Raw genomic sequence first — 12,719 nt, 5'->3', positions numbered from 1 at the left:
CCATGTCGATGTCGGCCGGGTCGAGCAGGTCGTAGTAGATGTCGTCGTCGACAAAATCCCCGGTTACCGTTTGCAGCAGCACGCTCTCCGGCAGGCGCATACCGCGCTCATGCAGGAACTTGTTGGTCGGTGCAATCTTGCCGCGGGCGATGCCGGTCAGGTCGCTGACCACGCATTCGACTTCGGTAATCTTGTGATCTTTCAGCCAGGTGAACAGCTGATCGAAAGGGGCGTTCATAAAGACCTCGTTATTGGTTTTGTAGACGCCGGGGAGGGCGGGTTTCATCTTCCGCCCCTTCCCCTGTGGCGCGTTGGCGACTATCTTGGGCGCGGCTTGCGATTCCATCTATCCACTTTCAGCAGCACCAAAGCGCACCAAAAGAGTGCGCAAGGTCACCCCATGACAACGTGCAATCCGCTTCAGGTTCAAGCGTTCAACACCGCCGACGTGGCCGAGCAAATCCGCGCTACACCTGGCTGGGTCCAGCATTACCAGCAGATGTCGCCGGGGCATTTCGCCGGGCAGATTCGCTATCTCGATCTGCAGGGCGTCGAGGTTTACGAAGAACAGATGAACACCCGGGTCGAGCAGAATTTCAGTGCGCCATCCGGGGCTCTGGCGTTCTGTTTCGATCGCAGCGACAACGCGCTGTACCTGCTCAACGAAGAGAGCCGCAACATCTGGATCACCCCGGAGAACTACCGGGAAATCGCTGTGGTGTTCGGACCGGATTTCGTCCGCGAGCATGGTTTGCAAGTGGCAAAGCTCGAGGGTTTGTTCATGGCGCCGCTGAACTGCGGCCAGAACGCTTTGTTCAGCGGCTGGTTAAGCTCGATTCTCACGAAGTTGTCGCAAGCTTCTGATCCACTTGATAAAGATCGCCTGACTCAACAGTTGCTTGAGGACTGCCTGTTCATCCTCGATAACGCTCACACCAGCCTTGATCGCAGCGGATTGCAGCGGCGCAACAACGAACGCCAAATCATCAAAAGAGTAGGGGAGTGGGCGGCTGATTCGCCGGAAGACACGGTCAATCTGCTCGAACTTTCTCATGTTGCCGGCGTGCCGCTGCGCCAGTTGCAACAGGCTTTCAAGGCCTACACCGGGATGACCCCGAGCCACTGGTTACGGCTGAGGCGGCTGAACAGTGCGCACCGTGAATTGCTCAAGCGCAGGCCCACGGAAACCACCGTTGCCGAAGTGGCGATGCGCTGGTCGTTCTGGCATCTGGGGCGGTTTTCCAGCAGTTACCGCGCGCTGTTCAAGGAACTGCCGAGCGAAACGCTCAAGCGCTGAGCAGAAAAAGGCTTTGTGTCCTTCGAGAAGTTAAATAGAATCAGTCTCATTTGAATCTACCTTCGCGCAGGGTCTCTTGAGATGATTGAAGCCACATCACCGTCGGAGCAGAGCCTGCAACAGTTGTATCGCGAGCACCGTGGCTGGCTGGAAACCTGGCTGCGCCGGCGCATGGGCAATGCGTGGGATGCGGCGGACCTCAGCCAAGACACCTTCCTGCGTGTCTTGTGCAACGCGCCGCCACTGGCTGAATTGCGCGAGCCGCGCGCGTATCTGCTCACCGTCGGCAAACGGCTGCTGAGCAATTTCTACACGCGGCGCCATCTGGAAAAAGCCTACCTCGACGCGTTGGCGCAATTGCCGGAAGCGTGCGCGCCGTCGCCGGAACAGCGCTGGTTGCTGTTGGAAACCTTGCAGGCGCTGGATGAATTGCTCGATGGCTTGCCGCGTGCGGTGCGTCGAGCATTTCTTTGGAGTCAACTCGAGGGCCTTGGCTACCGCGAGATTGCCGAACGCTTGCAGGTTTCCGAGCGCACGGTGAAACGCTACATGGCCCAGGCTTACGAGCATTGCCTGCTGGCGGAGCTGTGATGCGCGTTGCCCCCAGCGAGGAAACACGGGAAGTGGCACGGGCCGCAGCGCAATGGCTGGCACTGCTCGAGTCCGGTGGTGCCAGTGATGAAGATCACGCCCGATTGCAGCATTGGCGCGCCAGTGACAGTCGCCACGAGAACGCTTGGCAGAAAATCCAGCAACTGCGTCAGCGCTTTGCAGGTTTGTCGCCGACACTGGCCATGGCCACCCTGGATCGGCCGGATCCGGCGCGGCGCGCGGCACTCAAGCGTGCCCTGGGCGTAGCGGCGCTGGTGCCGGCGGCGTGGTTGATCAGTCGGGAGCTGCCGCTGGAGGTCTGGCGTGCCGATTTGCACACCAGCACTGGCGAGCGGCGCAAAGTGCAGTTGGCCCAGGATTCTTCATTGCAACTCAACACCGACAGCGCGGTGAATGTCGATCTGCCTGCACGTCAGCTGACACTCATTCGTGGTGAAATGGCGCTCAACGTGGCGGGCGATTCGGCTTTTATCGTCAACGCGCCTTATGGGCGGATGATCGTCAATCACAGCGACATCTCGGTGCGCCTCAATGCGCGCGATTGCCGAGTCTGCGTCCTGCGCGGTTCGGTGCAATTGCAGCCACTGCACGGCCCGGCGCTGGTATTGCAGCAGGGCCAGCAAATCAGCCTGCAAGCTTCGGGCGCCGGGGCGGTGACGGCGTTCGATGCGTTGATGCCCGGTTGGCGCGATGGCGTGCTGATGGCGCAGAACCAGCCACTGGGTAATTTCCTCCGCGAGCTGAGTCGCTACCGCTCGGGCGTGCTGCGCTGGGACCCGGCGCTGGAATCGCTACGCGTCACTGGCAGCTTTCGCCTCGACGATACCGATCAAGTGCTGGCACTGCTGGCAGCCAGTTTGCCCGTTGATGTGCATACGCGAACGCGATTTTGGGTGTCACTGGTACCGCGCGCAGAAAAAACCGGCTGAAGCCTGTCCCTTTTTTTCGCCTCGCTGGTCATTCCAGGCAAGTGAACAAAATCGAGAGCTTCTTCCAATGCCCGCAGTATTTCCAGGTCGTTTGCGTCCGTTGTTGCAGTTGAGCCTTTTGCTGAGCCTGAGTGCCAGCCCCATATTGATCCAATCGAGCTGGGCCGACGATGCCAGCCGCCGCAGTTATCAGGTGCCGGCCGGTAGTCTGAGTACAGCGCTGACGCGGTTCGCCGGTCTGGCCGGAGTCAATCTCTCGGTAGATCCGGCGCTGGTCAGCGGCCGCAACAGCAATGGTTTGTCCGGTGAATATGGCGTGGAGGAGGGGTTCAGCCGGTTGTTGCTGGGTTCCGGTTTGCAGCTGCAACCGGTCGGCGATCAGGCTTATACGCTGGTGCCCGCAGCGCAAGGCAGCACCTTGCAACTTGCGCCGACATCCATACTCGGCGCGAGCGGTTCAGCGGATGCCGATGTATTCGCCGGCGGTCAGGTCGGGCGGCGGGGCTCGCAAGGGCTGTTGGGTTCCAGGGATTTCATGGAAACCCCGTTCAGCATGACCACCTACACCAGCGAAACGGTGAAAAACCAACAGGCGCGCACGCTCGGCGATCTGATCAGTACCGACCCTTCGGTACGCGCCACCAACCCGGCCGGTGGCCGCTATGAGCAATTCACCATTCGTGGTTTCAGCTTGTTCAACAGCGACGTTTCCTACAATGGCCTCTACGGAATCCTGCCGACGTACACCATCGACATGGAAATGGCCGATCGCGTCGACATCCTCAAAGGCCCGAGCCAATTGATCAACGGGATTTCGCCACGGGGCAGTGTAGGAGGGGGGATCAACGTCGTGCCGAAGCGTGCGACCGACAAGCCGATTACTTCGCTGACGGCCAATTACGCCTCGAACAACCAAGTCGGCGGCGCGGTGGATGTCGGACGGCGTTTTGGTGACGAAAACCAATTCGGTTTGCGCTTCAACGGGGTCAAACAGTCCGGAGATACGGAATGGGATCACCAGAGTGTCGATCGCGACATGGCAGTACTCGGTCTGGATTTCCGTGGTGAACGCTTGCGACTTTCCACCGATATCGGCCACACCGAGCGCGACACCGACGCACCGCAGGAACGCGTGCAGGTCGCGGCCGGTGCCAAGGTGCCGAACGCTAATGATGTGCGCGATAACTACGCGCAACCCTGGAGCCGGGCGCGAACCAAAGACACTTTCGGCACGCTCAACGGCGAGTTCGATGTCAGCGATTCAGTCATGCTGTATGGCGGCGTCGGCGCACGTAAAAGCAATCACGACTTCTTGCGCCATGCGGTCTCGGTGACCAATGACGCCGGCGACTTCAGCGTCCAGCCGCGCGACTTCACTCGCGACGAAAACGTTCGCACGGCTACCGCTGGCGTTCGTAACTGGTTCCAGACCGGACCGGTCAGCCATGAAGTGAACCTGGCGGCCAACTACTTTTATATGGACTTCGAAAACGGCGGCGCCCGTTACGCGGCCGGGCGCAGCAATCTCTACGACCCGGTGGAAATAGCCAGACCCGGCACGCCGACCCGCAATGACGCCAAGGTCTACACCGAAAATCGCTTCAGCGGCGTGGCCTTGTCCGACACGCTCGGTTTCTTCGATGATCGACTGCTGCTGACTTTGGGGGCGCGCTGGCAGCGGGTCAAAGTCGATGACTGGAGCGACGGCATCAAGGGCGACACGGCCTACGATGAAGAAAAGGTCTCGCCATCGGGCGGGATTCTGTTCAAGGCGACGGACAAACTTTCGCTGTACGCCAACTACATGGAAGGTCTGAGCCAAGGCAAGATCGCGCCATCGACATCTATCAACGAAGACGAAATCTTCCCGCCATTCATCAGCCGCCAGGTCGAAGTCGGCGCCAAATACGACGCGGGTGCATACGCGCTGACGGCAGCGGTGTTCCGCATCAAACAACCTGCCTACGAAACCAACGCCACCACGCGAGTCTTCGGCCCAAACGGAAAGCGCGAGAACAATGGCGTAGAACTGAGCGTGTTCGGCGAACCGTTCAAAGGCTTCAGATTGCTCGGCGGTGTGATGTACATCGACAGCGAACTGACCCACACCACCAACGGCACATTCGACGGCAACCGCGCACCGGCGACACCGAAATACAACGTCAATCTCGGCGCGGAGTGGGACGTACCGACTGTGCAGGGGCTGACTTTGACCAGCCGTGGTATTTACTCGAGTTCGCAGTATCTGGATCAGGCGAACGACAAGGAAATCGACTCCTGGGAGCGGTTCGACGTAGGTACACGCTATGCTTTCAAGCTGGACAAGAAGACGATCACCTTGCGCGCCAATGTCGAAAACGTGCTGGATAAACGCTATTGGAGCTCGGCGGGTGCTTCGGATGATAGTGAGCCGGGATTGACGCTTTCGACGCCGCGAACGTATCTGCTGTCGGCGACGGTAGACTTCTGATGGAGCAGGGTAAATGCGTCGATCGTCGTCGAAAATACGTTAACTACACTAAATGACCGTTTAGTTGAGCTAACAAAAAATCATTACCTATAATGGAGAAGACCATGATTCAGCGCAAGCCGAACGCAACTGATGTGATTGCCGCGCTGAATCTACAGCCTCATGTCGAGGGCGGTTATTACCGCAGAACCTATCAAGCCGATCACCGTGCCTGCCTCGAAACGCAGCAAGGCCCGCGATATCTGCTGACCTCGATCTACTATCTGCTTACTGAGCAATCGCCAGTGGGCCAGTTTCATTTCAACCAGTCCGACATCCTGCATTATTTCCAGTTGGGCGACGCCATCGAATACAACCTGATCCACGCCGACGGCTCATTGCAAACGCTGGTGATGGGCAGCGATGTTTTGGCTGGTCAGCAACTGCAGTTGCACGTACCGGGTGGAATTTGGAAAGCCTCTCGATTACTGGAAGGCTCAAATGGCTTTGGCTTGATCAGCGAAGCGGTTTCGCCTGGGTTTGATTTCGCAGACATGGAAATCGGTAATCGCGCAAAACTCACGGCACAGTTTCCGCAGCATGGTGCGCTGATTGAAAAGCTGACGCGTGATGATGGATGAGGGCTGTAGATTGGGAAGAATGCAGAGAGCGCCGAAACAACTCCAGCTCTTTCCAACACTTAACCTAAACTTTGAAAAATCAACTTCTTAACACTTATTTCTAGATTAAGAATCAGTATGGACATCCACATTTGCTTCTCGGTCTGAGAAGTGAAGTTGACCATATTGCATCGCATAGAAGTAAATCTGAATGCTTGTCAGCATTAATAGTCGCTTGTATACGCATCATCTGGCCTTCAAGCGAGAGCGACACCTTACCTAGTCAGGATTCGCTGTTTTTTATAGCCTAACGTTATTATTCTGCCTAGACTAGCTTCGAAATAGTCTCTCAGCTTCAATTCATCGGCATAATATTGAAGAAGGAATTTTTTACCTATGCAGCAGGTGCAGTCCGATGAAGTCGGTGAAGGGACATTTGCGGAATCGGCTAGTAAAGGCGCGAAAAAAATCTGCAGGACAAGCCAATATCTGGTTGTTCTACAGCTTTAAGCTCGATGCCGACGTGCCGATCATTGGTGACCTTGAAATGCTGTATTGGGTCTCGGAGCTGGAGACCCAGCCGCAGGTGAGGCGCTTCACAATGGAGCACGAAGTCGAGATCTCACTTGAAGAGTTGGGTGATAGCTTCGAAGAAATCACTGTAACTCGAGTCGAGCATATAGATGGCTCGATTGAATTCCACCAAGTCGCCTCAAAACAGCATGATTCTTTTGAGAAAGTCAGCGTGCCTGTTCGATATAAAATAGAAAACCGTATTGAAAAGAGTCATCTGGTTGTTATTCCGGCCGCTCGCCTTAAAGCATTTTCTAAATCGTCACTTAGCTTCTGGCTAAAAGTCATCGCATTTGTATCTCAGGTGAGAGGCTATGACCTTCGCTATGAAATGGGACAGGTTGGCACCTCCATCAGCATTTGTGGAGACGGTACCATTGAAACCCTCTTGGAGTCGCTGTCTATCACAGATCCCGCTTTAGCAGTCGGCGCTGTTTGTAGATCTGTTCTCCAAGGAAATATCATTGTCGATGGCCTGAGAAGCTTTGGGCGTAACACTCGGTGGAGAACACCATGAGATCCAAACGTTCTAGGGCTGAGATAATCAAGCTCATAACAACGTCGATGCCATGGGGCGAAGTACGTGCCGATCTATTGGATGCTGAAGAGGCAGCGACTTTCAGGCATAGAAAAGAAGCGCTCGAGAAATATTTGACAGGAGAGCCACTTGAGCAAATTAAAAATGCAACGGGGGTGGGGGGTAACTTCCTTAGAAAAATTATTATTCGCTGCCTAACTACAGCGCCGGATGGAGTGCCATTTGGCTATCGCGCTTTAATTAAAAATTTCTCCACAAAGAACTATGTCCGAAAAAAGACAGAGTGCCTTTCGTCTGGCCCCAAGAATTCTGGTATGGCGGGCGTGCTAGGTCAAGTATTTCAACGCTATTCCGGACTGCAAGAAAAGTTAGATGTATTTATTTTGAAGGTCGGGGGCAAAAGCAAGAAAAAGGCCCATAGCAAGCAGTTGCACCGATTCTGCCATCGACCTAAGGATGTCCATTGGCAGTTCATTCACTTGCTGGAAAGTTATGATCATCCAAAAACTGAGTGGCCATTCAATACTGATTACTTTGGAGTCCGGACAATCACGACTTATGTGAAAGAACTTCGTGAGATGAATAATGAGAAAGGTGTGCGCATCGCTGGTGACGATGCGGCTATAGCGCATCTGCCTGTCGGTACCGGTGAAGTATCTCTTGTCCAGGTTATGGATTTCAATGAGTGCTGGATGATTGATAGCCATACCTTAGACTACATTTGCGCAATCGAGATGGTGAATGAGGAAGGGATACCATCTTTTAAACCTGTGACAAGATTGCACGTGCTTCTTCTGTTCGAGCCATTAACTCGTGCTGCTATATGGTATCGGGTGGTATACGGCAGTGACGTCACTTCGAATGATATTTCGGCGTTAGTGAGGGAAGCATTATCGAAAGAGCTACCAAGGCCTCAAGCAGTGATCCCAAACCTAGCGCCGGATCCCGGTGCAGGTTTTATCACTGAAATGTATCCTGAACTCGCTCAATCGTCTCCGTCTTGGATTAGTCTTGATAACGCTTGGGCACATTTAGGCGACTCTGTTTGTCTCACCTTGAGGAAGGAGATCGGCTGTGCATTTGACTATGGCTCTCCGAAAAGGTTCGAAAGAAGGGCTCGGATCGAAAGTGCATTCAATCGCTTAACGGAAGAGCTTTCTAAGCGTTTGAGGAGTACCGTAGGGGCTGGCCCTGGGAAAGGGGGCGCCGAAGATGCCGTCGAAGCTGCAACAAAATATCGCATCTCCAGTGATGTCTTAGAGCATTTAATTTATGTGGCATTCGCAAATGCCAATATCAGAACATCTGAAGGATTGGGCAACACTAATCCCAAGGCAGCTATTGAGCGTTTGCTTGCCCAAAGAGACAGCCATTTTATGCCCCGTGTCCTTCCAGCCGACAAGTTAGCAGTAATCGGAACTGCCCTTGTTCGGTTGTTAGTATCTGTAAGAGGAAATCCAAAGAAAGGCATTCGGCCTTATATCAATTTCGAAAGGGTAAGATACAGATTTCTCGATGCTGACCAGGTTGTTCATCTTACAGGGCAACAAATTCTGATTGAGGTGAATGAATGCGATATTAGAGGGTTTAATGCGTTTCAGCTGAATGGAGAGCCATTGGGATGGATGACTGCTGAGGGTTTCTGGGGGGAGGATCCCCACAACAGGAAAACCCGGAAAGCTATCAATTCGAACAGATACATGCGAGTTCAGGAGTTTATCAACGGCGGTAATCTGATCCATATTTACAATGATTATCTCATATCTCATGCAAACGCTAAGGGCGGAGGTAGGAGGGATAATCGTAAAGCCGCAGCTGAGATCGACCGCCTGAGGCACGATGTTGCTAGAGCGACCGGAGAACCTGTAGAGAATCCGGTTAGAACACATGCGAGCCCAGGTACACCTGAAGCTCGGCCTGCAGTGGCATCTCCAGCAACCTCGCCAGCTAGTGGTTGGGTGCTGCCGCCAGAAGATATTGATATGCGTGCCTTGCTCAAAAAGATTAGGTGATGCTCAGTTATGGACGAGTTCGATCCCCATGATCACGATGCCCGCCGAGCCTTGTTTCGGCGGCACCCATTGCTCACAAATGAGTTTACGACTTATACACCTAGCATTCCAAAAGTCGTCGGCCTAGTCCTTGATGCTGTGATGCTGCACAAGAAAAGTATATGTTTCAACGCGTTGCCTCAGATGGGGAAAACGAAAATTTTTCACTCCTGCCTAGCTGCATTGGCGACGCACACTGAATATCAAGATCGCCTTGTAATAAAAATTTCAGTGGATCCCAATGCCCATGAAAACATTATTAGAAACCTTGTGCGCAGTCTTGGCATAGATATGCCGATACGGTTTAATTTGGATGTCGCACGAGAGGATGTACTCGCTACTATCGAAGGTAGATTAAATTTGATTGAAGGGAGGCACGTCGTTGTTTTTTTTGATGAAATGCATGCTCTCACAAACATTGACTTTGAGTGTTTGCAGTTTTTGCAGAACGAACTAGCATTAAGGAATATCAGCATGACAGTCGTTGGTTTTGCGCAAACCCAAATAGAAAAACGCTTGAGCAGTCTACGTAAAAATGGCCGACCGGAGCTCATCGTTCGATTTCTCAATGAGGTTGTAGGGCTGCCTCATTGCGATAGCGAAGAATGGGTTAGGCTGACAATCGCTTCTTATGATGAGGCGTTAACTTATCCTATTGGCAGCACGTGTTCCTATACTCGATTTTTTCTTCCGATGGCCTATGATGCAGGATTTAGGTTGGAGACTCACGCTCATGAGATATTCATCGCTTTAGATGATGCGAAAATCTCCAATAGTTTACCATGTATACCTACAGTTTGCGTCCTAGAAATGTTTCGACTTATCTTGATTCGATCATGTGACCGTGACAGGCCGGATTTCACCCTAGATTCTCAGGCGATAGGCCGGGCCGTAACAGAGTGTCAAATAGCGGGTTACGCCACAACGTTAAAAACAGCGAGTGTAGGCCGTGTTGAGTCCCAATAGTAAGGCTCTGATCCATCCAGGCTCTCTATTCCCCTATGAGTCTTCATGGCTTATTTTTGTCAATCTTCTCAAGTGGAATAGATTTAACGACTACAGGCATTTGAGGGAATTTCTGGATCCATGCTTTAAGCGGGGAAGGCAAAGGAATAGTTGGGAGTATGGTCTGGATATCCCTTTTGAGAGATTGGAATCAGCCATGAGCCTTGAGTGTGGCTCACTAAAATATTCATTTATAGATGGATGGTTCCCGCTCCCAAGAGAACACGAGACCCGACACCCCTATTGTCGGCCGCGAATATTAATTCGTCATTGCCCTGAATGCATCAGTGCTGGATACCATTCTGTCATTTTTTATTTAGAACGCATCACACACTGCCCTTGGCATGGTCATGCTCTTGAAAGATGTGATGAATGCACGTTCGCTCTAGACCAAGATTGGCCGACCAGACGAGGTATATACAAAGTTGCAGATCAGTGCGTGCATCTCAAAATCCTACTAGGGCTCATCGCTCCAAATGTTTTAACGTCTGACTTCTTCGCCGAGGTTGAGGTGTGGATTGCCAATTTTAGAGAGTGGGTCGCAAAAAGCGTCGAACTAATAGGTCATTCAGCGCATGAGGTTATTGCAACGAAAGAGCCAACGATAATGGATGTGGCCATCGCGATCGACTATTTAGTTAAAAAGGTAGGGCCACCTGGTTTTGGTCATAAGCGAAGTCGAGAAGCTTTTGTACTGACGCTTCCGCGATCTAAAATGTCTTGGTTACGCCTCGATGATGGTCGAGCTAATAGGCAATTGTTGGAATTTGAAGGGCTGCAACCCCAGATCGATTTGGTAGAAATACGTCCCATTATAAAATCGCTTCGTAGGTATATCTATAAGCGCTATGTTCGCCATCATGCAAAGTGTTACAAGAGACTCCGAAGGCTGAGCAACGTTCAGTGGTTCATGCTGGATGGCGCCTCTATTTGCCCATGCGTTCTGTCTTATCTTCTATTTGTGTCGAAGCAGTGGAATACTACGCCCTTCGGTTTCTGCAGTACTAAATTATCGCTTGATACAGGCGCTTGCTGGGAAAGGAAAAAGAAAAATCACTCCACAACTCGCAGTTGCTTTGAACACGACGTTGCCAGGATGTTAGGCGATTTTTATACGCAGTGGGTCACCCTGAGGAATTATCGCAAGGCGAACTCTCAGTGCATGCCATGTGTCGATAGATATTCTGGAAGGGTGTGGCTCTCTTTTTCTGGAATCTACCGCAGTGGGGCGAGTTGGGCAAATGGGGAATATTGGGATAACCATCTATTCATGGAAGACCCGGGCTTGCATCTTAAGGGAAGTCAATCCCCCTGCCGAGAGCGCCTAAATCGTTCACTTGTTGCCAACATTGAAACGCTCAAAACCCCAAATTTTTTTGGAGTCGAGAATGTGGTATGCGTGCTCTATAACCTTGAATCCAAGCACTCCAGAACACGCGATATCGACATTTAGCGGGGATAGATAAAACAGAGCCCTTCTCCGGTGAGTTGTCATTTTCTCCAATACTCCATCACCGAGCTGAGTGCTAGCCCCAACATGGTAGCAGCCTGCTGCGGTGATGCACCTTCAGCCTTAAGCGCTAGTACGGCCTTCTCATTCTCAATATTCAGCGGTCTACCGCGAGACCTCTTAACCAGAGAACCGGTGGTGTCGAATTGCTCCCGAATTAATCCCATCCCGCCGGATGCCTCGAAGTCAGTCAACTTGGCGATAGAATCGAGAATCCTCTGCTGAGGCATTACTCCGTCTCGCTCAGACACACACAAAGCCATTAGGGCGATCGCATCTAGACCCAACGAGTCAGCGAGAGCATCGAATTGCTCGAGGGTAATGCTCGTCTGGGCATTTTCCAGCTCGGCGATTTTGCGACGGTGCGTGGCGTCCGAGAGGTCGGCATACCGGGCACCACGGACGAGGCGTAGTGCACGCAGCACTCCCGCGAAAGCAGTTCTGAGATCCATGACTTGCTCAAAAGTCAGGATATAGCCACATCTGGGCCTTACGAATAAACGCTAATACAGTGTATTATTCGTATTCGATGAATTCCCTGAAGCGACGCATTGAGGTAGAGGAGGCCCGTCGGACACCGTCAGGCCTTACCTGCAGCATCCTCCATCATGTGGATAGCGCAAAGACCGAATGGCAGCGAAGCGAGGTTGGTAGAGACCAAGATCTCTTAGCAGCTCAGCGCTAGCAGCGCGCTACGCGAGGTCTGTATGAATTCAGTAATCATTAACAATAAATTGCCAGCCACGTCTCTGGCAGCGAGTTTTGACCACTAGGTAGGTGAATGTGTTTGTAACCAACGGAGATGCGTTAAAAGGTCGTTTCGACGCAGCAGACAACGTGCGGCTGCTTTGGAAATCTGTTGAGCTCAATCCTGTCAGCTACTACTTTCTCGTTGAGGGTTGTGGGCTGGTCGATGGCCGCTTTGGCCCTTGGATTCGGCTGGTGTCCGATGTAAAGGAGCTTGATCTCCTTTGCACGGGAGACGGGCCTGAAGCGCTAAGTGTGAATCAAGTTCAGCTGCTTGCACCTGCTTCCATGACGAAGCGCGCAGGGGTGTCGATGGAGTTGCTTTCGGAAATACCGGTGCGTGTCAACGTATCTGTCGCTTCACGGCTGTTTTAGGAGTCTATTACGC

At 52.6% G+C, this 12,719-nt stretch carries 11 protein-coding genes and 1 pseudogene; 10 read left to right on the top strand and 2 right to left on the bottom strand.

Annotation, left to right across the window (positions count from 1 at the left end; genetic code table 11):
• Positions 1–238: pseudogene (locus tag D8U70_RS23100) on the bottom strand (glutamine synthetase); the annotation flags it as partial.
• A 162-nt stretch (positions 239–400) separates the two neighbouring features.
• On the opposite strand from D8U70_RS23100, the gene D8U70_RS23095 reads away from it, so the two are divergent.
• From D8U70_RS23095 to D8U70_RS23055, 9 genes are all read left to right on the top strand, one after another.
• Positions 401–1,297 (top strand): helix-turn-helix domain-containing protein, encoded by an 897-nt coding sequence (locus tag D8U70_RS23095; RefSeq protein ID WP_122746279.1) that lies wholly within the window; start codon positions 401–403, stop codon positions 1,295–1,297.
• 81 nt (positions 1,298–1,378) lie between these two features.
• Positions 1,379–1,888, top strand: coding sequence for a sigma-70 family RNA polymerase sigma factor (locus D8U70_RS23090; RefSeq protein WP_110600592.1), 510 nt, complete (start codon positions 1,379–1,381; stop codon positions 1,886–1,888).
• A complete protein-coding gene (locus tag D8U70_RS23085) occupies positions 1,888–2,838 on the top strand; it encodes a FecR family protein (protein ID WP_130929813.1) in 951 nt (316 codons plus the stop codon). Before D8U70_RS23090 ends, D8U70_RS23085 begins: the two co-directional genes overlap by 1 nt.
• 67 nt (positions 2,839–2,905) lie before the next feature.
• Entirely contained in the window at positions 2,906–5,308 is a 2,403-nt protein-coding gene (locus D8U70_RS23080; RefSeq protein WP_130929812.1) for a TonB-dependent receptor, read from the top strand.
• A 104-nt stretch (positions 5,309–5,412) separates the two neighbouring features.
• A complete protein-coding gene (locus D8U70_RS23075) occupies positions 5,413–5,928 on the top strand; it encodes a cupin domain-containing protein (RefSeq protein WP_130929811.1) in 516 nt (171 codons plus the stop codon).
• Between the two features lie 394 nt (positions 5,929–6,322).
• Positions 6,323–6,997 (top strand): hypothetical protein, encoded by a 675-nt coding sequence (locus D8U70_RS23070; RefSeq protein ID WP_130929810.1) that lies wholly within the window; start codon positions 6,323–6,325, stop codon positions 6,995–6,997.
• Complete coding sequence (locus D8U70_RS23065) at positions 6,994–9,030, top strand: hypothetical protein (protein WP_130929809.1); 2,037 nt, start codon at positions 6,994–6,996, stop codon at positions 9,028–9,030. Before D8U70_RS23070 ends, D8U70_RS23065 begins: the two co-directional genes overlap by 4 nt.
• Positions 9,031–9,039: 9 nt before the next feature.
• Positions 9,040–10,035, top strand: coding sequence for a hypothetical protein (locus tag D8U70_RS23060; RefSeq protein ID WP_130929808.1), 996 nt, complete (start codon positions 9,040–9,042; stop codon positions 10,033–10,035).
• 478 nt (positions 10,036–10,513) lie between these two features.
• Complete coding sequence (locus D8U70_RS23055; protein ID WP_130929807.1) at positions 10,514–11,527, top strand: hypothetical protein; 1,014 nt, start codon at positions 10,514–10,516, stop codon at positions 11,525–11,527.
• 38 nt (positions 11,528–11,565) lie between these two features.
• On the opposite strand, the gene D8U70_RS23050 is transcribed toward D8U70_RS23055, so the two are convergent.
• Entirely contained in the window at positions 11,566–12,036 is a 471-nt protein-coding gene (locus D8U70_RS23050; protein ID WP_130929806.1) for a helix-turn-helix domain-containing protein, read from the bottom strand.
• A 331-nt stretch (positions 12,037–12,367) separates the two neighbouring features.
• On the opposite strand from D8U70_RS23050, the gene D8U70_RS23045 reads away from it, so the two are divergent.
• Positions 12,368–12,706, top strand: a complete 339-nt coding sequence (locus D8U70_RS23045; RefSeq protein ID WP_130929805.1) for a hypothetical protein — start codon at positions 12,368–12,370, stop codon at positions 12,704–12,706.
• Positions 12,707–12,719: the final 13 nt, after the last annotated feature.

The organism is Pseudomonas sp. Sample_20, from assembly GCF_004307585.1.
Classification (GTDB): domain Bacteria; phylum Pseudomonadota; class Gammaproteobacteria; order Pseudomonadales; family Pseudomonadaceae; genus Aquipseudomonas; species Aquipseudomonas atacamensis.
This window is presented reverse-complemented; position numbering and strand designations above follow the sequence as displayed.